This is a genomic window from Pseudomonas sp. MONT-RG-20F-20-E-7-02 (genome assembly GCF_022662395.1).
GTDB lineage: Bacteria > Pseudomonadota > Gammaproteobacteria > Pseudomonadales > Pseudomonadaceae > Aquipseudomonas.
On record NZ_JAKNQN010000011.1, the window covers coordinates 129,629 to 152,858 of the forward strand.

Sequence of the window (23,230 nt, forward strand, 5' to 3'; positions counted from 1 at the left end):
TTATCAAAGTTTGGTCAAGGACAGGCCAGCCCAGGTGGCGAGCAGCCCGCCGAACACGCTGATGCCCAAGTACCCGAAGGCAACCAGGGCTTGCCCGCTTTCCAGCAGGCGTATTGTGTCCAGTGAAAAGGATGAAAAGGTCGTCAGACCGCCTACAAAGCCGACAATCAAGCCGGCGCGAATCTCAATCGGCACTTCCGGGCGCAACAGGAACCAGCCGTATAACAGCCCGATGATCAAGCAACCCACCAGGTTCACCGCCAAAGTCGCCGCATAAAAATGCTTCGGCCAATTGGCGCTCACCCACGTACCGGTGGCGAAACGCAATAATGTACCAGCGATGCCGGCTACGGACACGGCAAGAATCGTCTTGAGCACTACTTTCTCCGCTGTTTGGGGCTGAGGCGGTCGAGTTGGGCGAGGTGATTGAGTTTTTCGCCGATCTTCAGCTCCAGGCCACGGGGCACCGGCTGGTAGAACGGCTGCGGCTCAAGCTCATCGGGGAAATAGTCTTCGCCGGCGGCATAGGCGTCCGGTTCGTCGTGGGCATAGCGGTATTCGTCACCGTAGCCCAATTGTTTCATCAGCTTGGTCGGCGCGTTGCGCAGGTGCAGCGGCACTTCCAGCGAGCCGTGTTCGGCAGCGGCGCGCAGGGCCGACTTGAAGCCCATGTACACCGCGTTGCTTTTCGGCGCGCAGGCCAGGTAGGTAATGGCCTGCGCCACCGCCAACTCACCTTCCGGGCTGCCAAGGCGCTCCTGCACTTCCCAGGCCGCGAGGCACAGGCTCAGCGCACGCGGGTCGGCATTGCCGATGTCTTCGCTGGCCATGCGCACCACGCGGCGCGCGAGGTACAGCGGGTCGCAGCCGCCATCGATCATCCGCGCAAACCAGTACAGCGCGCCATCCGGGTTGGAGCCGCGTACGGATTTGTGCAGCGCCGAGATTTGGTCATAAAAGGCTTCGCCGCCTTTGTCGAAGCGGCGGCGAGTGTCGCCGAGCAGGCTTTGCAGGAGGTCGACGCCGATCTCACTGTTGTCTTCCGCCAGGTCGGACGCGTTCTCCAGCAAGTTGAGAAAGCGGCGACCGTCGCCATCAGCGGCGCTCAGCAAAATCTTGAAGCCTTCGTCACTGAGACTCAGCTGGCGCTTGCCCAAGCCCTTGTCTTCGCCCAAGGCGCGCTGCAACAGCTTGCGCATCGCGGCTTCGTCCAGGCTCTTGAGCACATAGACCCGCGCCCGCGAGAGCAAGGCATTGTTGAGTTCGAACGAAGGGTTTTCGGTGGTCGCACCGATAAAAATCAGCGTGCCGTCTTCGACATAGGGCAGGAACGCATCCTGCTGCGACTTGTTGAAGCGATGCACTTCGTCGACGAACAGGATGGTGCGCTTGCCGTATTGCCCAGCCTGCTGCTTGGCCACCTCAACCGCCTGGCGGATCTCCTTGACCCCGGCCAGCACCGCCGAGACCGTTTCGAAGTGCGCATCCGAGACCTTCGCCAGCAACCGCGCCAGGGTGGTTTTACCCACCCCCGGCGGCCCCCAGAAAATCATCGAATGCAGCGCACCCTGCTCCAGGGCTTCGCGCAAAGGCTTGCCGCGAGCGAGCAGGTGTTCTTGCCCGACGTACTCATCCAGGTTGGTCGAACGCAAGCGCGCGGCCAAGGGTTGAGCAATCGGGTCACTTCGAAACAAATCCATGGGCAGCGCTTGAAACCTCTGGGCAGTTTATTCCTGGATCACGTCGGCACCCTTGGGGATGACGAACTTGAACTTGGAGGCATCCACAGCGCCGTTAGCCTTGACCGCGGAGAACAGGATGTCGGTGCGCTGGCCGACGCTGTCGATCAGGCGCATGTTATTGATCACGCCGTTACCGAACGACAATTGCAGGCTGTCGAACAGCGTGTCCTTGGATTTCGGTTTGAGGGTGAACTCAATGACGTTGCTGGTTTGCTTGGAGGTGATATCAAAGCTGTCGCTGATTTTCGACACATCGCCCGACAGCAGCAGCGCCGGGGTCTGGTTCAAGCGTGGGTCGAGCTTCTTGATGGTCGCCTGTTCAAGGTCCGGGTCCCACAAGGTGACTTTCTGGCCGTCGGAGACGATGGTCTGCTCGTTCGGCGCATCGGTTTTCCAGTAAAACAGGCCTGGGCGCTGCACAGCCATTTCACCGGCGGTTTCCTGCAACTGGGTGCCGCCGCCATCCAGGGTCAACTGGGAGAAGCGCGCGGTCAGGGTCTTGGATTGGTCCAGCAGGTTGGTCAGGCTTTTGACGGAGGCCGGATCAGCGTGGGCCGAAAGGGCGGTCAGGGCCAGGGCCGGCAACAACAGCATGCGGATAAGACGCATGGGAGTCCTCATTGAGTCGTTAGGGCGTGCCGCGTGCTGCCACGCGGCACGGGATCAGTCGCGCATCTGCCCGGGGGCGATGACTTCGCGCGAGCCGTTGGTGTTCATGGCGGTCACGACGCCGGCGTTTTCCATGGCTTCGATCATGCGGGCGGCGCGGTTGTAGCCAATTTTCAGTTTGCGCTGCACCGCAGAGATCGAGGCGCGGCGGCTTTCGAGCACGAAGGCCACGGCCTCGTCGTACAGCGCGTCGGTTTCGGCGTCATCGTCGCCACCGCTGCTGCCACCGTCAAAGCCACTGCCGGCTTCTTCGACACCAGCGAGGATGTCGTCGTTGTATTCCGGCGCGCCGCGCAGTTTCCAGGCTTCCACCACGCGGTGTACTTCGTCATCGGAAACGAACGCGCCGTGAACCCGGATCGGCAGGCTGGTGCCCGGCGGCATGTAGAGCATGTCACCGTGGCCCAGCAGCTGTTCGGCGCCGCCCTGGTCGATGATGGTGCGCGAGTCGATCTTGCTCGAAACCTGGAACGCCATGCGCGTCGGAATGTTGGCCTTGATCAGACCGGTGATCACGTCCACCGACGGCCGCTGGGTCGCCAGGATCAAGTGAATACCGGCAGCACGGGCCTTCTGGGCGATACGCGCGATCAATTCTTCAACCTTCTTGCCGACGATCATCATCATGTCGGCAAATTCGTCGACCACCACCACGATGGTCGGCAGCTTGGTCAGCAGCGGTGCTTCGTCATGGATGCTTTCGCGCTTGTACAGCGGGTCGGTCAGCGGCGTGCCGGCGTCCTGGGCTTCCTTGACCTTGGCGTTGAAGCCCGACAGGTTACGCACGCCCATCTTCGCCATCAGCTTGTAGCGGCGCTCCATCTCGGCGACGCTCCAGCGCAAGGCGTTGGCGGCGTCTTTCATGTCGGTGACCACCGGGCACAGCAGGTGCGGAATGCCTTCGTAGATCGACAATTCCAACATCTTCGGGTCGATCATGATCAGCTTGGCGTCATCCGGGCCGGACTTGAACAGGATCGACAGGATCATCGCGTTCACGCCCACCGACTTACCGGAACCGGTGGTACCGGCCACCAGCAAGTGCGGCATTTTTGCCAGGTCGGTAATCACCGGCTTGCCGCCGATGTCGTGGCCGAGGGCCAAGGTAACCGGCGATTTGAAGTTGTCGTATTCCGGCGTCGACAGCACTTCGGAGAAGCGCACGATCTGACGGTCTTCGTTGGGAATCTCGATGCCCACCGTGGTCTTGCCGGGGATCACTTCCACAACCCGTACGCTGGTTACGGCCAGGGAACGCGCCAAGTCTTTCGCCAGGTTGGAGATGCGGCTGACCTTGACGCCGGCAGCCGGCTGGATTTCGTAGCGGGTAATCACCGGGCCAGGATGGATCGAATCCACGGAGACTTCGACGCCGAATTCCTTGAGCTTGATTTCCAGCAGGTGGCCGACAGCAGCCAGGGATTCCGGAGAGTAATTGAGTTGTTTCTTTTCAGCCGGGTCGAGAATCGAGATCGGCGGCAAGGTGCCTTCCACGGCGCTATCGACAAACAACGGCGCCTGTTTCTCTTTCTGCACACGATGGCTCGGCTCGGGCGCCTTGGGCGGCGCCGGGGCGATCACCGGCGGCACCTGCTTCTCGCGGTCCGACATGTGTTTGCTCAGGGCTTGCTCGCGCTCGATCAGGCGTTCCTTGACCTTGGCCTGCTCGCGCCGGTCCGGCGTGGTAGGGGCCACGACCTCATTGACGCGGGTATCCACCTCACGCAGCTGCGCCACCATGCGTTTGCGCTCAACGCGGGCCGACCACCAACGGTTGGCGGCGCCTTGGAACAGCTCCAGCAGGTCGAGGGTGATCTTGCCGGTCACGTCCATCACCTTGAACCATGACAGGTCGGTGAACACCGTGAGGCCGAACAGGAACAGCGCGATAAACATCAAGGTACTGCCCTGGATATTCAGGGTCTTGCGCGCCAGGTCGCCGAGGCTTTCGCCCAGCGCACCGCCCGCGCCCGCCGGCAGGCCGGTCGGTGCATGGAAATGGATATGCGCCAGTGCGGCGCCGGACAGCACCAGGAACACCAGGCCGATCAAACGCCAGGAGAACAGCCAGCCGCTCCACTGCCATGGCTCGTGACGCTGGCGGAAGATCTGCCAGGTCTTGATCGCCAGCAGCAGCGGGAAGATATACGCGAAGTAACCCAGCACCATAAACAGGATGTCGGCGCTGTAGGAACCGGCGGGGCCGCCGAAGTTCTGCACGTCTTCGATCTTGCTGTTGTGGCTCCAGCCGGGATCGTCCTTGCCATAGGTGAGCAAGGCCATCATCAGGAACAGGCACAGCGCGCCAATGGCGATCAGCGCGCCTTCCTTGAGTCGATAGTGCAGGTGCTGGCGCCAGGCGGGCACGACTGCTGCTTTAGGTGTTGCGGCGGATTTCTTCAAAACGGGTCTTTTCCTGCGCCTTTAGCGCGTCCATCTGTTGAATGACTGCAAATACTGCCCAATCCGAGCAGCTGAAAATTAACCAATATCCGTGAATCTACGTTTAACACCCGCTGATGTTTGGGTGAAATGGCGACAACGCCACAATGGCCGCATTGTACGGGTTTGCGCCGACGATGCCACGCCCTTGCCCATCACCGGAGAGCATAGACAATTGAAGTGTCACAGCATGTTCAATTTGAGCATGCATTGTCTTTGCTGACAAAGGCTTATGAGCTGTATTTAGCAATCCAGGCAAGCTTGGCAAATGGCCTGCATGGCCCAGCCCCGATTACGACCGCACCCACGGAGCAGAGTTGCAGCAACACGCGCTCACGCTTAAGCGTGCGGATATCGGATTCGGGCTGGCCCCACAGCGCTGCGTCGACAATAATCACCGCTCTTGCGGCAGGCCACAGACCTGCCACTGCCCTCCCCTTCCGTAAGCCTGGATGCCATGCTGACCTGGTTGCAACGCGATTCCCTGACATTTCCGCCGCTGGCCAAGGCCATGCGCGAACCCAATGGCTTGCTTGCCGCCGGTGGCGACTTGTCGGCCGAACGCTTGATCCAGGCCTATCGCCACGGCTGCTTTCCTTGGTTTTCCGAAGGTCAGCCGATCCTCTGGTGGTCGCCGGACCCACGCACGGTGATATTTCCCGACGAGCTGCACGTCTCGCGCAGCCTCGGCAAATTGTTGCGCCAGCAGCGCTACACAGTGACCTTCGACCAGGACTTCGCCGCCGTCATCCAAGCGTGCGCCGCACCACGCAGCTATGCCGATGGCACCTGGATCACTGAGGGCATCCAAAGCGCCTACCTGGCGCTGCACCAGCGTGGCTACGCGCATTCCGTGGAGGTGTGGGACCAGGGCGAGCTGGTCGGCGGCCTGTATGGCCTGGCGATGGGCCAACTGTTCTTTGGCGAGTCGATGTTCAGCCGCGCCGATAACGCCTCGAAATTCGGCTTCGCCACGCTGACCCGGCAACTGCAGGCCTGGGGTTTTGTGCTGATCGACTGCCAGATGCCCAATGATCACTTGCACAGCCTCGGCGCCCGCGCCATACCGCGCAGTGAATTCGCGGACTTTTTGCGCAACCATTTGGATCAACCCAGCTCTGGACCGTGGGTTTCCTAGGCGACTTCCTCGCACCTGGCTTACACTTATTTCAAAGCTTATCCCGAGGGTTGATCATGACCGAGCTGGCGCGCTTGAAGTTTTATGCCACTCAAGCCCACTCTTGCAGCTATCTGCCCGACGAGCAGGCCACCACGCTGTTCCTCGACCCCAGCCAGCCGATGGACGTGCACGTGTACGCTGACCTGTCGGAGATGGGCTTTCGGCGCAGCGGCGATCACCTGTACCGGCCCCACTGCCAGAACTGCAATGCCTGCGTGCCGGCGCGCATCCCGGCCGCGCAGTTTTTGCCGGACCGCAACCAGAAGCGCATTCTAAAGCGCAATGCCGACCTGACCATCACCGCCACCAAACCGCACTTCAGCGAAGAATATTTCGACCTCTACCAGCGCTACATCGAGCAACGGCATGCCGACGGCGACATGTTCCCGCCCAGCCGCGATCAATTTTCGACGTTCCTGGTGCGCGACCTGCCGTTTTCACGCTTTTATGAGTTCCGCCTGGACGGTCGCCTGTTGGCGGTGGCCGTCACCGACTTGCTGCCCAACGGCCTGTCGGCGGTGTACACCTTCTATGAACCGACCGAAGAACGTCGCAGCCTGGGACGCTTTGCGATCCTGTGGCAAATCGGCGAAGCCCTGCGCCAGGAACTCGAAGCGGTGTACCTCGGGTACTGGATCAAAAACTGCAAAAAGATGAACTACAAGACCCAATATCGGCCCATTGAGCTGCTGATTAATCAAAGATGGGTAACGCTTAACTAGAACCCCTTGGCTTAAACACCCTTTTTCGGGCACAATGCACGCCGCTTTTGCCTGGCGCAGTTGCACCGGGCCATTCACTGGATACCGAGGGCTTTACTGCATGTCGAAAGAAGACAGCTTCGAAATGGAAGGCACTGTCGTCGACACCCTGCCCAACACCATGTTTCGTGTGGAGTTGGAAAATGGGCACGTCGTAACCGCGCATATCTCCGGCAAGATGCGCAAGAACTACATTCGTATTCTTACCGGTGACAAAGTGCGCGTCGAGCTGACGCCCTATGACTTGAGCAAAGGGCGCATCACCTACCGCGCTCGCTAATCAAGTCAATACAAAGCGCCCGGTTATGCCGGGCGTTTTTGTGTGTGCGTGATTTAGCAGCCACACCTTAACCCTGTGGGAGCTGGCCTCAATTGTTCTGGGGGACACATTCCAGGTTCACAGACAGCAAAAAGGCGCCTTTCGGCGCCTTTTGCTTTTCCTGCAACTATCGATCAGGCCATTTCAGCCGTGGTTTCGAACTCGAAGGTCAGCTCGCCGTCCTTCAGGTCGATATGTACCACGCCACCATGGTCGGAGAGTTCGCCGAACAGGATCTCTTCGGCCAATGGCCGCTTGATCTTGTCCTGGATCAGACGCGCCATTGGGCGAGCGCCCATTGCCGCGTCGTAGCCACCTTCGGCCAGCCAGTTGCGCGCCGCATCCGTCACGTCCAGCTGCACACGCTTGTCTTCCAACTGCGCCTGAAGCTCGGTAAGGAACTTGTCCACCACGCTTTTGATGACCTCATGGCTGAGGCGACCAAACTGGATAATGGTGTCCAGACGGTTGCGGAATTCCGGCGTGAAGCTCTTCTTGATCACTTCCATCGCATCCGAAGAGTGATCCTGGTGCGCAAAGCCAATCGAAGCCCGCGCAGCGGTTTCAGCGCCGGCGTTGGTGGTCATGATCACGATCACATTGCGGAAGTCCGCCTTGCGCCCGTTGTTGTCGGTCAGGGTACCGTGGTCCATGACCTGCAACAGCAGGTTGAAGACTTCCGGGTGGGCCTTCTCGATTTCATCGAGCAGCAATACGCAATGCGGCTGTTTGGTGATTGCCTCGGTCAACAGACCGCCCTGGTCAAACCCGACATAGCCCGGAGGCGCACCGATCAGGCGCGACACGGTGTGGCGCTCCATGTATTCGGACATGTCGAAGCGCACCAGCTCAATGCCCATGGCCTTGGCCAACTGCCGCGCCGCTTCGGTCTTGCCGACACCGGTCGGGCCTGCGAACAGGAACGAACCGACAGGCTTGTCCGGCGACTTGAGGCCCGCACGCGACAACTTGATCGCGGTGGACAACGCGTCGATGGCCGCATCCTGGCCGAACACGGTGAGCTTGAGGTCACGCTCCAGGTTACGCAGCAGCTCCTTGTCGGAACTGTTGACGTGTTTTGGCGGAATCCGCGCGATCTTCGCCACGATGTCCTCGACTTGCTGCACGTCGATGCGCTTCACGCGCTTCTCGACCGGCTGCAGGCGCTGGTAGGCACCCGCCTCGTCGATCACGTCGATGGCCTTGTCCGGCATGTGCCGGTCATTAATGTAGCGCGACGCCAGCTCAGCCGCGGCACGCAGCGCCTCATCGGTGTACTCGATGCCGTGGTGCGCTTCGAAACGCCCCTTGAGGCCGCGCAGGATGCCGATGGTGTCTTCAACCGAAGGCTCGGACACGTCGACTTTCTGGAAGCGGCGCGCCAGGGCGCGGTCCTTCTCGAAAATGCCACGGAATTCCTGGAACGTGGTCGAACCGATGCAGCGGATATCACCCGACGACAGCAACGGTTTGAGCAGGTTCGAGGCGTCCATCACCCCACCGGATGCCGCACCGGCACCAATAATGGTGTGGATCTCATCGATAAACAGGATCGCCTGCGGGCGTTTTTTCAGCTCACCGAGCAACGCTTTGAAGCGCTTCTCGAAATCGCCACGGTACTTGGTCCCGGCGAGCAACGCGCCGAGGTCAAGGGAGTAGACGACGCTGTTGGCCAGCAGGTCAGGCACCTGGTTATCGACAATGCGCTTGGCCAGGCCTTCGGCGATTGCGGTTTTACCCACGCCCGCCTCACCCACCAGCAACGGATTGTTCTTGCGACGACGCGCGAGGATCTGCGCTACACGCTCAACCTCAAGCTCACGCCCCACCAGCGGATCGATCCGCCCCTGGCGCGCGAGTTCATTGAGGTTGCTGGCATAGGCATCCAATGGATTGCCCGAAGAAGAAGACTCACCGCCCTCGTCGTCCTGCATATCCTGCTCACCCTCGGAATGATCGCCGTGCCCAGGCACCTTGGAGATACCGTGGGCGATGTAGTTGACGACATCAATACGGGCAACGCTCTGCTGTTTCAGCAGGAACACCGCCTGGCTTTCCTGTTCGCTGAAGATCGCCACAAGCACATTGGCGCCTGTGACTTCACGCTTACCGGAGCTCTGTACGTGGAAAACAGCACGCTGCAGTACCCGCTGGAAGCCCAGGGTTGGCTGGGTCTCGCGGTCCTCGTCATGTACGGGGATCAGCGGTGTGGTGGAGTCGATAAACTCCTGCAGGTCATGCTTGAGTTTGTCGAGGTTGGCGCCGCACGCACGTAAAACGGTGGCGGCAGCTTCGTTATCCAAAAGTGCCAGCAGCAGGTGTTCGACGGTCATGAACTCATGACGCTTCGAACGAGCCTCCTTGAAGGCAAGATTGAGGGTGACTTCGAGCTCGCGGTTTAACATAGCTTCACCTCATACCCAAGTGGTCGGCGTTAACCGTCCTTCTCGATTTCACAGAGTAGCGGATGCTGGCTTTCCCTGGCGTACTGGTTGACCTGCATGGCCTTTGTCTCGGCGATGTCGCGGGTAAACACTCCACATACTGCCCGTCCTTCTGTGTGAACGGCCAGCATTACCTTGGTCGCCAACTCGCGGTTCAGGTTAAAAAACACCTCGAGTACTTCGACCACGAAATCCATCGGTGTGTAGTCATCATTGAACAAAACCACCTTGTACATCGGCGGCGCCTGTAGGGCAGGCTTCGCTTCCTGAACAGCAATGCCTGCAGAACCGTCGTCATCGTGTTCCTGATCCGGGCGATCCTGATTGAATGTTAGTCGAATCTGGCTGTTTGCATGCATGGAAAGAAAGGTTCGTCAGTGGTTCAAATACAGTGGTGGGGGCGACCTGTCAGAATTTCAACACTGACCGTATGGTCGCCTTGACTATCGGCGAAACGGTGTTACAACCAATAGAGCCCACAGTGGGTAAAAAAGGTCCGCGCAGTCAACCTTATTTATTCGGGTTAGGACGGATAAACTGGATGATACTCCAGTGATGGAGTCTGGTGCAGAGGGATATGAGCATGGCTAGTGGTAAGGTCAAGTGGTTCAACAATGCCAAGGGGTACGGCTTCATTATCGAAGACGGCAAGGATGAAGACCTTTTTGCGCATTTCTCAGCGATTACCATGGATGGGTATAAGACGCTGAAAGCGGGCCAGGCGGTGGAGTTTGAAATCATCCAGGGGCCCAAGGGCCTGCATGCTGTTGCCATCAGTGCAGCCGGCGCGGCCAAAACTGGGAGCCCCCACGAAAATGGGCTCAAGACTGATCAACCCACTCATTCAAAAAACACACAAACGGCCTGATCAGCGCTTATGCAACGCAAAGAAAACCGGCGGTTCTGACTCATCAGGACCGCCGGTTTTTTTATAGCCTCAGCTTCACATATGCGAAATCAACGCATCGCCAAACCCAGACGACGACACCAACTTGGCGCCCTCCATCAAGCGCTCAAAGTCATAGGTCACGGTCTTGGCCGAAATAGCACCATTCGTGCCTTTGATAATCAAGTCAGCCGCTTCCGTCCAGCCCATGTGCCGCAGCATCATTTCTGCCGACAGAATCAATGAACCCGGGTTGACCTGATCCTTGCCTGCATATTTGGGCGCAGTACCGTGGGTGGCTTCAAACATCGCCACGGTGTCCGACAGGTTGGCGCCCGGCGCAATACCGATGCCGCCCACCTCCGCCGCCAGGGCGTCCGACAGGTAGTCACCGTTGAGGTTGAGGGTGGCGATCACGTCATACTCAGCCGGGCGCAGCAGGATTTGCTGGAGCATCGCGTCGGCGATAGCGTCCTTGACCACCACATTCTTGCCGGTCTTCGGGTTTTTGAACTGCATCCACGGGCCGCCGTCGAGCAGGGTCGCGCCAAACTCTTTCTCGGCGATGCCGTAGGCCCATTCTTTGAAGGCACCTTCTGTGAACTTCATGATGTTGCCTTTGTGCACAATGGTCAGCGAGTCGCGGTCATTATCCACGACATATTGCAGAGCCTTGCGCGCCAGGCGCTCAGTGCCTTCCTTGGAGACCGGCTTGATGCCAATCCCGCAATCCTGATCGAAGCGGATCTTGGTCACGCCCATTTCTTCCTTCAGGAACTTGATGACCTTGATCGCCTCCGGCGAACCGGCCTTCCACTCGATACCGGCGTAAATATCCTCGGAGTTCTCACGGAAGATGGTCATGTCGACGTCGCCAGGTTTCTTGACCGGGCTGGGCACACCTTCAAACCAGCGCACCGGGCGCAGGCACACATACAGGTCGAGCTGTTGGCGCAGTGCCACGTTCAAGGAACGAATGCCGCCACCCACCGGCGTGGTCAGCGGGCCTTTGATGGAAACCACGTAATCCTTGACCGCATCCAGGGTTTCCTGGGGCAGCCAGGTGTCCTGGTCGTAGACTTGAGTGGCTTTCTCGCCGGCATACACCTCCATCCAGGAGATTTTGCGCTTGCCGCCGTAAGCCTTTTCAACAGCTGCGTCGACCACCTTGATCATCACCGGGCTAATGTCGACGCCAATACCGTCACCTTCTATATAAGGGATGATCGGTTGATCAGGAACATTGAGAGAATGGTCTGCATTGACGGTGATTTTGTCGCCGACTGCCGGAACCTGAATCTTCTTGTATCCCATGCTGAACTCCATCTATGGATTGAACATCTGGCTGCGTTCGAGCCTACTCCAGATAAATGGCGACTGAAACCTCGCGCCATGCTCATTTGCATCGAAAACAGCATAATTTGTCGCCTACAAGCCTGAAAGCAAAGGCAAAATCGCCAATCTTGAGCATATCGTGCCAGCGTGGCGACAGATTGACGCCTGCGACCTTTAGACCAATGGACGACACACCTTTTGTATGAAGGCTCGGCGTAAGCATAGCGACCTATGTATAATGCCGCCGCTGACCCAAGAGTCACGACGGCGGACCGCTCTAGAACAACGCCCTCCGCCAGAAAGCAGGACTAATACAATAGTCCACCCGCTTGACGCTCGACTGATGCAAACCAACATCACCGCGAAGAAACCTCGACATTTCGCTCATGGATGACTTTGAACGAACGCGCTCCACCCGGCGCATCTCGAGTTTCTGCGCACGCTTTCAGCAAAGAAGAGAGTTAATCCGAATATGCCCACCCGCTCGAAGATCATCTACACCTTCACCGACGAAGCCCCGGCCCTCGCCACCTATTCACTGCTGCCTATCGTAGAGGCCTTCACCGCTTCCGCTGATATTGCCGTGGAAACCCGCGACATTTCCCTCGCCGCGCGCATCCTCGCAAGCTTCCCCGAGCAACTGGGCGCCAAGGCTATCCCGGACCACCTCGCCGAACTGGGCGACCTGGCCGTTACGCCTGAAGCCAACATCATCAAGCTGCCTAACATCAGCGCCTCGACCCCGCAACTGCAAGCGGCGATCAAGGAACTGCAGGCCCAGGGCTACGCCCTGCCGGACTACCCGGAAACCGTAACCACCGACGCGGAAAAAGAAACCCGTGCACGTTACGACAAGGTCAAGGGCAGCGCCGTGAACCCGGTACTGCGCGAAGGCAACTCCGACCGCCGCGCACCGCTGTCGGTCAAGAACTATGCGCGCAAGCACCCGCACAAAATGGGCGCCTGGGCTGCCGACTCCAAGTCGCACATCGCGCACATGAACAACGGCGACTTCTACGGCAGCGAAAAAGCCGTGCAGATCGAAGCCGCTGACGCTGTCAAAATCGAGCTGATCGCTCAAGACGGCACCGCGACCGTCCTGAAAGAGAAGACTTCGGTACAGGCCGGCGAAATCATCGACACCGCCGTGCTGAGCAAAAAAGCCCTGCGCGCGTTCATCGCCGCTGAAATCGAAGACGCCAAGAAACAAGGCGTGCTGCTGTCGGTTCACTTGAAAGCCACCATGATGAAGGTCTCCGACCCGATCATGTTCGGCCAGATCGTTGCCGAGTTCTATAAAGACGCCCTGACCAAGCACGCCACCGTGCTGGAGCAGATCGGCTTTAACCTGAACAACGGCATCGGCGACCTGTACGCTCGCATCAAGGCCCTGCCCGCCGACCAGCAAGCGCAGATCGAAGCTGACATTCAGGCGGTCTACGCCGCTCGCCCATCGCTGGCGATGGTCAACTCCGACAAAGGCATCACCAACCTGCACGTGCCGAGCGACGTGATCGTCGACGCCTCGATGCCGGCCATGATCCGTGACTCCGGCAAAATGTGGGGCACCGACGGCCAACTGCACGACACCAAGGCGGTGATCCCGGATCGCTGCTACGCCACCATCTACCAAGCCGTCATCGAAGACTGCAAGGCCAATGGCGCTTTCGACCCAACCACCATGGGCAGCGTGCCAAACGTTGGCCTGATGGCGAAGAAAGCCGAAGAGTACGGCTCCCACGACAAGACCTTCCAGATCAAGGCTGACGGCGTTGTCCGCGTCACCGACAGCAAGGGCAACCTGCTGATGGAACAGGCGGTTGAAGCCGGCGACATCTTCCGCATGTGCCAGACCAAAGACGCGCCGATCCAGGACTGGGTCAAACTGGCCGTCAACCGTGCCCGCGCCAGCAACACCCCGGCGATTTTCTGGCTGGACCCAAAGCGCGCTCACGACGGCGTCGTGGTCGAGAAAGTTCAGGCTTACCTGAAAGACCACAACACCGAAGGCCTGGACATTCGCATCATGTCGCCGGTCGACGCGATGAAGTTCACTCTGGAGCGCACCCGCAAGGGCCTGGACACCATCTCGGTGACCGGTAACGTGCTGCGCGACTACCTGACCGACCTGTTCCCGATCATGGAACTGGGCACCAGCGCCAAGATGCTGTCGATCGTGCCGCTGATGAACGGCGGTGGCCTGTTCGAAACCGGCGCCGGCGGTTCGGCTCCGAAACACGTGCAGCAACTGGTTGAAGAGAACTTCCTGCGCTGGGATTCCCTGGGCGAGTTCCTGGCCCTGGCCGCTTCCCTTGAGCATTTGGGTGTCACTTACAACAACCCGAAAGCCCTGGTGCTGTCCAAGACCCTGGACCAGGCCACCGGCCAGTTCCTCGACAACAACAAGTCGCCATCGCGCAAAGTCGGCAACATCGACAACCGCGGCAGCCACTTCTACCTGGCGCTGTACTGGGCTCAAGCCCTGGCCGCCCAGACCGAATACACTGCACTGCAAGCGCAGTTCGGCGAACTGGCCAAAACCCTGGCCGACAACGAGACAACCATCGTTGCCGAGCTGAACGCCGTACAGGGCAAGCCAGTGGACATCGGCGGCTACTACGCGCCGAACCCAGAGCTGACCAGCAAAGCCATGCGCCCAAGCAACACCCTCAACGCGGCCATTGCCAAGTTGAAGTAAGGTTGTAAGGATGCAAAGAAGCCCCGGCCCCGTGCCGGGGTTTCTGTTTGTGCCCCCTATTTCATTGAACAAACCCGATCAAATGTGGGAGCTGGCTTGCCTGCGATAGCGGTGGGTCTGCTGCATCTATGTCAACTGACAGACTGCTATCGCAGGCAAGCCAGCTCCCACACTGATCGAGCTTCTTCAGTCACTGCACATTGAGGCACCTATGACCTGGCAACCCCACATCACCGTCGCCACCATCGTCGAAGACAACGGCCGTTTCCTGATGGTCGAAGAACTCAAGGGCGGACGCGCCGTGCTCAACCAGCCTGCCGGCCACCTGGACCCGGACGAAACCCTGACCGAAGCCGCCGTGCGCGAAACCCTCGAGGAAACCGGCTGGGACGTCGAGGCCACCGGCATTGTCGGCATCTACCTGTACACCGCGCCCAGCAATGGCGTGACCTATCAGCGCGTGTGCTTCACCGCCAACGCCCTGAAACACCACCCGGACTATCAGCTCGACGACGGCATCGTCCGCGCCCGCTGGCTGACCCGTGACGAGCTGATGGCCTTGCGCGACGACTGGCGCAGCGAGCTGATCATCCGCTGTATCGACGATTATTTGGCCGGCCAGCGCCACAGTCTCGAACTGATCCGCCCTTCTCTTTAGCCTTGCGGGCGCGAGCCTGCTAGAATCGCGTCCTTTTTCAAGACACCCGTTGAAACCCTATGCGTGATCCAGCCCCTTCTGACACACAAAAGAAGCGCGTCATCGTCGGCATGTCCGGCGGCGTGGATTCTTCCGTTTCCGCCGTTCTGCTCATGGAGCAGGGTTATGAGGTGGAAGGCCTGTTCATGAAGAACTGGGAAGAAGACGATGGAACGGAATATTGCACCGCCATGGACGACCTGGCGGACGCCCAGGCCGTGTGTGACAAGATCGGCATCAAGCTGCACACCGCCAACTTCGCCGCCGAGTACTGGGACAACGTGTTCGAGCACTTCCTGGCCGAATACAAGGCCGGCCGCACGCCGAACCCGGACATCCTGTGTAACCGCGAGATCAAGTTCAAGGCGTTCCTCGACTACGCCATGATCCTCGGCGCCGACTTGATCGCCACCGGCCACTACGTGCGCCGTCGCGACGTCGATGGCCGCACCGAGCTGCTCAAAGGCCTGGACCCGAACAAGGACCAGAGTTACTTCCTGCACGCCGTCGGCGGCGAACAGATCGCCAAGACCCTGTTCCCGGTGGGCGAGCTGGAAAAACCCGAAGTGCGCAAGATTGCCGAAAAACACGGCCTGGCCACCGCCAAGAAAAAGGATTCCACCGGGATATGCTTTATCGGCGAGCGCCGCTTCAGTGACTTCCTCAAGCAATACCTGCCGGCACAACCGGGCGAGATCAAAACCACCGAAGGTGATGTCATCGGCCGCCACCACGGCCTGATGTACCACACCATCGGCCAGCGCCAGGGCCTGGGCATCGGCGGCTTGAAAGACGCAGGTGAAGAGCCGTGGTACGTGCTGGTCAAGGACCTTGAACACAACGTGCTGATCGTCGGCCAGGGCAATGAACACCCGCTGCTGTTCTCCGGCGCACTGCTGGCCTCGGAGATCTATTGGGTCAACCCGATCGACCTGAGCAGCCCGCGCCGCCTGACCGCCAAAGTGCGTTACCGCCAAGGCGACCAGCCCTGCACCCTGGAAAAAACCTCCAGCGGCTATCGCGCCACCTTCGATGACCCGCAACGCGCGGTCACGCCTGGCCAGTCCGTGGTGTTCTATGACGGTGAAATTTGTCTGGGCGGCGGCGTGATTGAAGTCGCCGAACCCTGGAGCAAATCGGCATGAGCCCGACCCAGGAGCAATTGACCGCACTCGGCGGGGTTTTCCTCGCCGCGGTACTGGTCGACAAGATCGCCAAGACCGGCCAGGTCACCGAGGCCGGCCTGACGTGCATGCTCGGCAGCCTGCTAATCCGCGACCCCAAGGACACCCTGGAAGTGTATGGCGGTGACGATCTGGCGCTGCGTGAAGGCTACCGCGCGCTGATCGGCGCCCTGGAGCGCGACCCCAGCACCTTGCAGCGTGAGCCGTTGCGCTACGCCCTGTCGATGCTCGGCCTTGAGCGCCAGCTGGCCAAGCGTGACGACCTGCTGGAAACCATCGGCAAGCGCCTGCCGCAAATCCAGTCCCAGGTGGAACACTTTGGCCCGGCCCACGAAAACGTGATCGCGGCCTGTGGTGCGCTGTACCAGGACACCCTGAGCACCTTGCGCCAGCGCATCCAGGTGCACGGCGACATGCGCAACCTGCAGCAACCGAACAACGCCTCGAAAATCCGCGCCCTGCTCCTGGCCGGTATTCGTTCGGCGCGGTTGTGGCGCCAGTTGGGCGGCCATCGTTGGCAGTTGGTGATCAGCCGACGCAAATTGCTTAAAGAGCTTTACCCGTTGATGCGCAACGAATAAGTCGCAGCAACCCACTTTTTTATCGCCTCACGCGTAATACGCCGGTCAGTTGGCAACGGATCGGCGGATTTTTTCATGTATGATACGCGCCCCATTTCGTTGCCCGACTGTCCGAGAACACCCCATGCAGCTCTCTTCGCTCACTGCGGTTTCCCCTGTTGACGGCCGCTACGCCGGCAAAACCCAGGCCCTGCGCCCTATTTTCAGCGAATACGGCTTGATCCGTGCTCGTGTTCTGGTTGAAGTGCGCTGGCTCCAGCGCCTGGCCGCTCATCCCGCCATCAGCGAAGTGCCGGCGTTTTCCGCCGAAGCCAACGCTGTATTGAACACCCTGGCGGAAAACTTCTCCCTGGAGCACGCCGAGCGTGTGAAAGAGATCGAGCGCACCACCAACCACGACGTTAAAGCCATCGAATACCTGCTCAAAGAGCAAGCGGCCAAGCTGCCGGAACTGGCCAAGGTCAGCGAATTCATCCACTTTGCCTGCACCAGCGAGGACATCAACAACCTGTCCCACGCCCTGATGCTGCGCGAAGGCCGTGATGACGTGATGCTGCCGCTGATGCGCCAGACCGCCAACGCCATCCGCGAACTGGCGATCCGTTTTGCCGACGTGCCGATGCTGTCGCGCACCCACGGCCAGCCGGCCTCGCCGACCACTTTGGGCAAAGAACTGGCCAACGTGGTGTACCGCCTGGAGCGTCAAATCGCTCAAGTCGCCGCCGTACCGCTGCTGGGCAAGATCAACGGCGCCGTGGGCAACTACAACGCCCACCTTTCCGCCTACCCGGAAATCGACTGGGAAGAAAATGCCCGCGCCTTCATCGAAGACGAGCTGGGCCTGGGCTTCAACCCGTACACCACGCAGATCGAGCCGCACGACTACATTGCCGAGCTGTTCGACGCGATTGCGCGCTTCAACACCATCCTGATCGACTTCGATCGCGATATCTGGGGCTACATCTCCCTGGGCTACTTCAAGCAGCGCACCATTGCCGGTGAAATCGGTTCGTCGACCATGCCGCACAAGGTCAACCCGATCGACTTCGAAAACTCCGAAGGCAACCTCGGCATCGCCAACGCCCTGTTCCAGCACCTGGCCAGCAAGTTGCCGATCTCCCGCTGGCAGCGCGACCTGACCGACTCCACCGTACTGCGCAACCTCGGCGTGGGCTTCGCCCACAGCGTGATCGCCTACGAAGCCAGCCTCAAAGGCATCAGCAAGCTGGAGCTCAACGAGCAGAAAATCGCCGCTGACCTGGACGCGTGCTGGGAAGTGTTGGCCGAGCCGATCCAGACCGTGATGCGCCGCTACAACATCGAAAACCCGTACGAGAAACTCAAAGAGTTGACGCGCGGCAAGGGCATCAGCCCTGAGGCGCTGCAAACTTTCATCGACGGCCTGGACATGCCAGCCGCGGCCAAGGCCGAGCTGAAACTGCTCACCCCGGCCAACTACATCGGCAACGCGGTGGCCCAAGCCAAGCGCATCTGATCAGCGCAAGCCTTCTTGAGACGCCCGGCCGCGCCGGGCGTTTTTATTCCAGTCTGAAAAGTGCTTTCTTTCAATAGGTTACACATGAATCCTGATATCCCTCTTCAACTTCTGGGCGGCATCACGGCACGGGAATTCCTGCGCGACTACTGGCAGAAGAAACCGCTGCTGATCCGCCAGGCCATCCCTGACTTCGAAAGCCCCATCGACGCCGACGAACTGGCAGGCCTGGCCCTGGAAGAAGAAGTCGAATCGCGCCTGGTGATCGAGCACGGCGAGCGCCCGTGGGAACTGCGCCGCGGCCCGTTCGCCGAAGACGCCTTCAGCACCTTGCCTGAGCGTGAGTGGACCCTGCTGGTGCAGGCCGTCGACCAGTTCGTGCCGGAAGTGGCCGAGCTGCTGGAGCACTTCCGCTTCCTGCCAAGCTGGCGCATTGACGACGTGATGATCAGCTTTGCCGCACCCGGCGGCAGCGTTGGCCCGCACTTCGATAACTACGACGTGTTCCTGCTGCAAGCCCAAGGCAAGCGCAACTGGAAAATCGGCCAGATGTGCAATTCCGAAAGCCCGCTGCTGCAGCACGCCGACCTGCGCATCCTCGCCGACTTCGATCAATCTGAAGAATGGGTGCTGGAACCGGGCGACATGCTTTACCTGCCGCCGCGCCTGGCGCACTTCGGCATTGCCGAAGATGACTGCATGACCTACTCGGTGGGCTTCCGTGCGCCAAGTGCTGCTGAAGTGCTGACCCACTTCACCGACTTCCTCAGCCAATACCTGACGGACGAAGAGCGCTATACCGACGCTGACGCCCAACCGGTCAGCGACCCGCATCAGATTCAGGGCGACGCCCTCGACCGCCTGAAAAGCCTGCTGGCCGAGCACATGAGCGATGAGCGCATGCTGCTCACCTGGTTCGGCCAGTTCATGACCGAACCGCGCTACCCTGAACTGGTGGCCGGCGAAGAATTGGGCGAAGAAGACTTCATCAACATCCTGGAAGGCGGCGCGATCCTGGTGCGCAACCCAAGCGCGCGCATGGCCTGGTCGGAAGTTGACGACGACGTGCTGCTGTTCGCCAGCGGCCAGAGCCGCTATCTGCCCGGCAAACTGCGCGAGCTGCTGAAGCTGGTGTGCTCGGCCGACGCCCTGCACAGTGACAACCTTGGCGCATGGCTCGCGGACGAGGATGGTCGCGACCTGCTGTGCGAACTGGTCAAGCAAGGAAGCCTGGGATTTGCCGATGAATAAGATTCGCGTACGTGTCGCGGACTGGCGAAAGGATATCGACGAGATTCGGCGCATTCGTGAAGCGGTATTTATCGCTGAACAATCGGTTCCACCTGAGCTTGAGTGGGATGCGGACGACGCCGACGCGGTGCATTTCCTCGCGTTCGAAGGCGATTTTCCGATTGGCACCGCACGCCTGCTGGCCAGTGGCGAGATCGGCCGCGTATCGGTGCTCAAGGACTGGCGTGGCCTGAAAGTCGGCGACAAGCTGATGGACGCCGTGATTGGGTTGGCCGAGCAACGTGGCCAGACCAAACAGTTCCTGAGCGCGCAGGTGTATGCGGCGCCGTTCTACGAGCGGTTGGGTTTCAAGATAGTCAGTGATGAGTTTCTTGAAGTCGGGATTCCGCATGTGGATATGGTGCGCGGGGCCTGATCCCTGTGGCGAGCGGGCTTGCCCCGCGCTGGGCTGCGCAGCAGCCCTAAAAACCAGACGCCGCGTTCTTTCTGAAAGAACGCGGCGTTTTTTATTGGGGTCCGCTGCGCAGCCCAACGCGGGGCAAGCCCGCTCGCCACTAAACTTGCGACCCACCAGGCCGACAAACTGGCACTATCACGCTAAATGACTCGCAGAGATAACGGACATGTCCCTACGCACCCTGCTCACCGCCCTCCTCCTGACTGCCAGCGTCTCAGCCGTGGCCGACACCGCCGTCGTCAACCTGAGCAATCGCACCAGCGCCGACCTGCTGCCCGTGGCGCAGAACTTCATCGGCAAGGACGGTTCCGTCAGCGCCTACGGCAACCAGCTCATTGTGAAAGCCGACCCTGGCAAGATCGAAGACCTGCGCGCCCTGCTCGCGCAGCTGGACACCCCCGCCAAGCGCCTGCTGATCACCGTCGACACCAATGAAAACAACCAGCAGAACACCGGCGACAGCCAGACCCGCATCATCAGCTACGGCACCGCCAGCCGTGACGGCGGCATCCAGCAGATCCAGGCCAGTGAAGGCGTACCCGCGCTGATCCAGGTGGGCCAGAGCGTGCCGCTGACCACCACCCAGCCTGACGCCTACGGCCGCCCGCAAAACCAGACCCAGTATCGCAACGTCACCCAAGGCTTTTACGTCACCGCCAGCGTCACCGGCGAGACCGTACACCTGGCCATCAGTACCAACCGTGACCGCATGAGCCAGGAACGTCCCGATGTAGTGAACGTACAAAGTACCGACACAACCGTCAGTGGCCGCCTGGGTGAATGGATACCGCTGGCCGGCATCAACCGCGAGACTCAGGCCGACAAATCCTCTACAACCCGCAGCTACTCTACTCAGGGCCGCGATGACCTGACTTTGCGGGTCAAGGTCGACACGCTGAACTGAAGCACCAAAAACTGACTGATGAGTCGTCTTAGACTAAATATGTAGTGCTTTGAAAAAAGCACTACAAAACATTTGACGATCCAAAAAAGCCTGTGCATGATGGCCTCGCTCCCGCTAATCAGGGGCCCTGGCAAGGGCCTTCGGATCGCCGCTCTAAGCTACCCACCTGAGCCGATTCGTGTCTGTACCGCCCACAAGGTGTGTTTGACTTTGGTTGCGACTGGAACGAAGTTGTCCCGAGGGACGGAAGCTAACCAGGTAACCCGGCTACACACTGTTGGATCGTACAGAGGCCCACGATGCCCGAAGACCGTTCGCAGTTTGCCCTTACCTACTCAACTCCCCCTTGAGCCATTCGTTCATCCCGTCGCCTTCCCCGCCAAACCCGACTTGACCGCCTAAGCTTCTGGTCAGCGAGCAGCCATCACCACGCACTGAATACGTGGCTGGCAAATGGAATTCTCCACCTAGACCTATGCGACGAGGTTTTTCCCCATGGCACTGACACGCGAACAGCAAATTGCAGCCCTTGAAAAAGATTGGGCTGAAAACCCACGCTGGAAAGGCGTAACCCGCGCTTATTCCGCTGCTGACGTCGTCCGCCTGCGTGGCTCGGTTCAACCTGAGCACACCTTTGCAAAACTCGGCGCTGAAAAACTGTGGAAGCTGGTCACCCAGGGTGCCAAGCCGTCCTTCCGCCCCGAGAAAGATTTCGTCAACTGCATGGGCGCCCTTACTGGCGGCCAGGCAGTCCAACAGGTGAAAGCCGGTATCCAGGCGATCTACCTGTCCGGCTGGCAAGTGGCAGCGGACAACAACTCCGCTGAATCCATGTACCCCGACCAATCGCTGTACCCGGTGGACTCCGTGCCAACCGTGGTCAAGCGCATCAACAACTCGTTCCGCCGTGCCGACCAGATCCAGTGGAAAGCCGGTAAAGGCCCGGGCGACGAAGGCTACATCGACTACTTCGCACCAATCGTGGCAGACGCTGAAGCCGGTTTCGGCGGCGTACTGAACGCCTACGAACTGATGAAGAGCATGATTGAAGCTGGCGCTGCCGGCGTGCACTTCGAAGACCAGCTGGCTTCGGTGAAAAAATGCGGCCATATGGGCGGCAAGGTACTGGTGCCAACCCAGGAAGCCGTACAAAAGCTGACCGCTGCACGCCTGGCGGCTGACGTGGCCGGTACACCGACCATCATCCTGGCCCGCACCGACGCCAACGCGGCCGACTTGCTGACCTCCGATTGCGATCCGTACGACCAGCCGTTCGTAACCGGCGAACGCACCCAGGAAGGTTTCTACAAAGTGCGCGCCGGCCTCGACCAGGCCATCGCTCGCGGCCTGGCCTACGCGCCGTACGCCGACCTGATCTGGTGCGAAACCGCCAAGCCGGACCTGGACGAAGCACGTCGCTTTGCTGAAGCGATCAAGAAGGAATACCCGGACCAACTGCTGTCCTACAACTGCTCGCCTTCTTTCAACTGGAAGAAGAACCTGGACGACGCGACCATCGCCAAGTTCCAGCGCGAACTGTCGGCCATGGGCTACAAACACCAGTTCATCACCCTGGCCGGCATTCACAACATGTGGCACAGCATGTTCAACCTGGCGCACGACTACGCCCGCAACGACATGACCGCCTACGTGAAACTGCAAGAGCAGGAGTTCGCTGACGCCGCCAAGGGTTACACCTTTGTGGCCCACCAGCAGGAAGTGGGCACCGGCTACTTCGACGACATGACCACCGTGATCCAGGGCGGCACCTCGTCGGTGACGGCGCTGACCGGTTCGACTGAAGAAGAACAGTTCCACTGAGTGACTGAGTACACGGCCATTGCGGCCCCACGGAAGACCTAACCGCACTGCCGCACGATCTAACGCCCCGACTGGTTCGGGGCGTTTTTTTTTGGCTTGGAACTCATACGAACTGTGAGCTGAGTTGAGTCAAATGTGGGAGCTGGCTTGCCTGCGATAGCGGCGGGCCAGCCAACTCATGTATGGCCTGACACGCCGCCTTCGCGGGCAAGTCGAATCGTCGCACCGCCGCTCCCACAGTTGACCTGGTTCCAACTTGAGAATGCGGTCGAAGGTGGGAGCTGGCTTGCCTGCGAATGCGGTGGGTCAGCCAACTCATGTATGGCCTGACACGCCGCCTTGAACACTCAAACTGCACTCGATC

20 protein-coding genes are annotated in these 23,230 nt (G+C 59.8%); 13 read left to right on the plus strand and 7 right to left on the minus strand.

What is annotated here, in order from left to right:
* Window positions 1–3: 3 nt before the first annotated feature.
* Genes crcB through L8I05_RS26150 form a run of 4 tightly spaced genes read right to left on the minus strand, consistent with a single transcriptional unit; the run spans window position 4 to window position 4,814 of the window.
* On the minus strand, window positions 4–378 hold the full coding sequence (crcB, locus tag L8I05_RS26135; protein ID WP_159955608.1) for a fluoride efflux transporter CrcB: 375 nt from the start codon (window positions 376–378) through the stop codon (window positions 4–6).
* Window positions 378–1,700 carry a replication-associated recombination protein A gene (locus tag L8I05_RS26140; RefSeq protein WP_159955606.1) on the minus strand — a complete coding sequence of 441 codons (1,323 nt, stop codon included), beginning with the start codon at window positions 1,698–1,700 and terminating at the stop codon, window positions 378–380. The genes crcB and L8I05_RS26140 overlap by 1 nt, the downstream gene beginning before the upstream one ends.
* Window positions 1,701–1,727: 27 nt before the next feature.
* On the minus strand, window positions 1,728–2,351 hold the full coding sequence (gene lolA / locus L8I05_RS26145; RefSeq protein ID WP_242174143.1) for an outer membrane lipoprotein chaperone LolA: 624 nt from the start codon (window positions 2,349–2,351) through the stop codon (window positions 1,728–1,730).
* A 54-nt stretch (window positions 2,352–2,405) separates the two neighbouring features.
* Window positions 2,406–4,814, minus strand: a complete 2,409-nt coding sequence (locus L8I05_RS26150; protein WP_159955602.1) for a DNA translocase FtsK — start codon at window positions 4,812–4,814, stop codon at window positions 2,406–2,408.
* A 496-nt stretch (window positions 4,815–5,310) separates the two neighbouring features.
* On the opposite strand from L8I05_RS26150, the gene aat reads away from it, so the two are divergent.
* From aat to infA, 3 genes are all read left to right on the plus strand, one after another.
* Window positions 5,311–5,991: a leucyl/phenylalanyl-tRNA--protein transferase gene (gene aat / locus L8I05_RS26155; protein ID WP_177015893.1), complete on the plus strand. Its 681-nt coding sequence runs from the start codon at window positions 5,311–5,313 to the stop codon at window positions 5,989–5,991.
* Between the two features lie 56 nt (window positions 5,992–6,047).
* A complete protein-coding gene (locus L8I05_RS26160; RefSeq protein ID WP_242174147.1) occupies window positions 6,048–6,755 on the plus strand; it encodes an arginyltransferase in 708 nt (235 codons plus the stop codon).
* Window positions 6,756–6,855: 100 nt separating this feature from the next.
* Window positions 6,856–7,074, plus strand: a complete 219-nt coding sequence (infA, locus tag L8I05_RS26165; RefSeq protein WP_002553999.1) for a translation initiation factor IF-1 — start codon at window positions 6,856–6,858, stop codon at window positions 7,072–7,074.
* 173 nt (window positions 7,075–7,247) lie between these two features.
* Here infA and clpA read toward each other — a convergent pair whose 3' ends face one another.
* Both clpA and clpS read right to left on the minus strand, forming a co-directional pair.
* Window positions 7,248–9,518 carry an ATP-dependent Clp protease ATP-binding subunit ClpA gene (gene clpA / locus L8I05_RS26170; RefSeq protein ID WP_242174195.1) on the minus strand — a complete coding sequence of 757 codons (2,271 nt, stop codon included), beginning with the start codon at window positions 9,516–9,518 and terminating at the stop codon, window positions 7,248–7,250.
* 29 nt (window positions 9,519–9,547) lie between these two features.
* Entirely contained in the window at window positions 9,548–9,916 is a 369-nt protein-coding gene (gene clpS, locus L8I05_RS26175; RefSeq protein ID WP_005789091.1) for an ATP-dependent Clp protease adapter ClpS, read from the minus strand.
* A 224-nt stretch (window positions 9,917–10,140) separates the two neighbouring features.
* On the opposite strand from clpS, the gene cspD reads away from it, so the two are divergent.
* A complete protein-coding gene (gene cspD, locus L8I05_RS26180; RefSeq protein ID WP_242174200.1) occupies window positions 10,141–10,425 on the plus strand; it encodes a cold shock domain-containing protein CspD in 285 nt (94 codons plus the stop codon).
* 75 nt (window positions 10,426–10,500) lie between these two features.
* Here cspD and icd read toward each other — a convergent pair whose 3' ends face one another.
* Window positions 10,501–11,757: an NADP-dependent isocitrate dehydrogenase gene (icd, locus tag L8I05_RS26185; protein ID WP_065931181.1), complete on the minus strand. Its 1,257-nt coding sequence runs from the start codon at window positions 11,755–11,757 to the stop codon at window positions 10,501–10,503.
* A 493-nt stretch (window positions 11,758–12,250) separates the two neighbouring features.
* Here icd and L8I05_RS26190 point away from each other — a divergent pair, with 493 nt between their 5' ends.
* From L8I05_RS26190 to aceA, 9 genes are all read left to right on the plus strand, one after another.
* On the plus strand, window positions 12,251–14,476 hold the full coding sequence (locus L8I05_RS26190) for an NADP-dependent isocitrate dehydrogenase (RefSeq protein WP_242174220.1): 2,226 nt from the start codon (window positions 12,251–12,253) through the stop codon (window positions 14,474–14,476).
* A 211-nt stretch (window positions 14,477–14,687) separates the two neighbouring features.
* A complete protein-coding gene (locus L8I05_RS26195) occupies window positions 14,688–15,134 on the plus strand; it encodes an NUDIX hydrolase (protein WP_242174223.1) in 447 nt (148 codons plus the stop codon).
* Between the two features lie 59 nt (window positions 15,135–15,193).
* Window positions 15,194–16,318, plus strand: coding sequence for a tRNA 2-thiouridine(34) synthase MnmA (gene mnmA / locus L8I05_RS26200; RefSeq protein WP_242174258.1), 1,125 nt, complete (start codon window positions 15,194–15,196; stop codon window positions 16,316–16,318).
* On the plus strand, window positions 16,315–16,938 hold the full coding sequence (gene hflD / locus L8I05_RS26205; protein ID WP_017137510.1) for a high frequency lysogenization protein HflD: 624 nt from the start codon (window positions 16,315–16,317) through the stop codon (window positions 16,936–16,938). The genes mnmA and hflD overlap by 4 nt, the downstream gene beginning before the upstream one ends.
* Before the next feature lie 124 nt (window positions 16,939–17,062).
* Window positions 17,063–18,433: an adenylosuccinate lyase gene (gene purB / locus L8I05_RS26210; RefSeq protein ID WP_159955583.1), complete on the plus strand. Its 1,371-nt coding sequence runs from the start codon at window positions 17,063–17,065 to the stop codon at window positions 18,431–18,433.
* 84 nt (window positions 18,434–18,517) lie between these two features.
* Window positions 18,518–19,684: a cupin domain-containing protein gene (locus L8I05_RS26215; protein WP_242174277.1), complete on the plus strand. Its 1,167-nt coding sequence runs from the start codon at window positions 18,518–18,520 to the stop codon at window positions 19,682–19,684.
* On the plus strand, window positions 19,677–20,099 hold the full coding sequence (locus L8I05_RS26220) for a GNAT family N-acetyltransferase (RefSeq protein WP_242174296.1): 423 nt from the start codon (window positions 19,677–19,679) through the stop codon (window positions 20,097–20,099). Before L8I05_RS26215 ends, L8I05_RS26220 begins: the two co-directional genes overlap by 8 nt.
* 208 nt (window positions 20,100–20,307) lie before the next feature.
* Window positions 20,308–21,045: a secretin N-terminal domain-containing protein gene (locus L8I05_RS26225; protein ID WP_197629050.1), complete on the plus strand. Its 738-nt coding sequence runs from the start codon at window positions 20,308–20,310 to the stop codon at window positions 21,043–21,045.
* 495 nt (window positions 21,046–21,540) lie between these two features.
* On the plus strand, window positions 21,541–22,866 hold the full coding sequence (gene aceA / locus L8I05_RS26230; RefSeq protein WP_003219577.1) for an isocitrate lyase: 1,326 nt from the start codon (window positions 21,541–21,543) through the stop codon (window positions 22,864–22,866).
* The last annotated feature ends 364 nt before the right edge of the window (window positions 22,867–23,230 follow it).

What these genes read in the sequence shown, in the direction of transcription:
- clpS (WP_005789091.1), bottom strand. Translation starts at nt 9,916, where the DNA reads ATGCATGCAAACAGCCAGATTCGACTAACATTCAATCAGGATCGCCCG.
- icd (WP_065931181.1), bottom strand. Translation starts at nt 11,757, where the DNA reads ATGGGATACAAGAAGATTCAGGTTCCGGCAGTCGGCGACAAAATCACC.
- aceA (WP_003219577.1), top strand. Translation starts at nt 21,541, where the DNA reads ATGGCACTGACACGCGAACAGCAAATTGCAGCCCTTGAAAAAGATTGG.
- purB (WP_159955583.1), top strand. Translation starts at nt 17,063, where the DNA reads ATGCAGCTCTCTTCGCTCACTGCGGTTTCCCCTGTTGACGGCCGCTAC.
- mnmA (WP_242174258.1), top strand. Translation starts at nt 15,194, where the DNA reads ATGCGTGATCCAGCCCCTTCTGACACACAAAAGAAGCGCGTCATCGTC.
- lolA (WP_242174143.1), bottom strand. Translation starts at nt 2,351, where the DNA reads ATGCGTCTTATCCGCATGCTGTTGTTGCCGGCCCTGGCCCTGACCGCC.
- L8I05_RS26215 (WP_242174277.1), top strand. Translation starts at nt 18,518, where the DNA reads ATGAATCCTGATATCCCTCTTCAACTTCTGGGCGGCATCACGGCACGG.
- L8I05_RS26225 (WP_197629050.1), top strand. Translation starts at nt 20,308, where the DNA reads ATGTCCCTACGCACCCTGCTCACCGCCCTCCTCCTGACTGCCAGCGTC.
- L8I05_RS26190 (WP_242174220.1), top strand. Translation starts at nt 12,251, where the DNA reads ATGCCCACCCGCTCGAAGATCATCTACACCTTCACCGACGAAGCCCCG.
- cspD (WP_242174200.1), top strand. Translation starts at nt 10,141, where the DNA reads ATGGCTAGTGGTAAGGTCAAGTGGTTCAACAATGCCAAGGGGTACGGC.
- clpA (WP_242174195.1), bottom strand. Translation starts at nt 9,518, where the DNA reads ATGTTAAACCGCGAGCTCGAAGTCACCCTCAATCTTGCCTTCAAGGAG.
- L8I05_RS26140 (WP_159955606.1), bottom strand. Translation starts at nt 1,700, where the DNA reads ATGGATTTGTTTCGAAGTGACCCGATTGCTCAACCCTTGGCCGCGCGC.
- hflD (WP_017137510.1), top strand. Translation starts at nt 16,315, where the DNA reads ATGAGCCCGACCCAGGAGCAATTGACCGCACTCGGCGGGGTTTTCCTC.
- L8I05_RS26160 (WP_242174147.1), top strand. Translation starts at nt 6,048, where the DNA reads ATGACCGAGCTGGCGCGCTTGAAGTTTTATGCCACTCAAGCCCACTCT.
- aat (WP_177015893.1), top strand. Translation starts at nt 5,311, where the DNA reads ATGCTGACCTGGTTGCAACGCGATTCCCTGACATTTCCGCCGCTGGCC.
- L8I05_RS26195 (WP_242174223.1), top strand. Translation starts at nt 14,688, where the DNA reads ATGACCTGGCAACCCCACATCACCGTCGCCACCATCGTCGAAGACAAC.
- infA (WP_002553999.1), top strand. Translation starts at nt 6,856, where the DNA reads ATGTCGAAAGAAGACAGCTTCGAAATGGAAGGCACTGTCGTCGACACC.
- L8I05_RS26220 (WP_242174296.1), top strand. Translation starts at nt 19,677, where the DNA reads ATGAATAAGATTCGCGTACGTGTCGCGGACTGGCGAAAGGATATCGAC.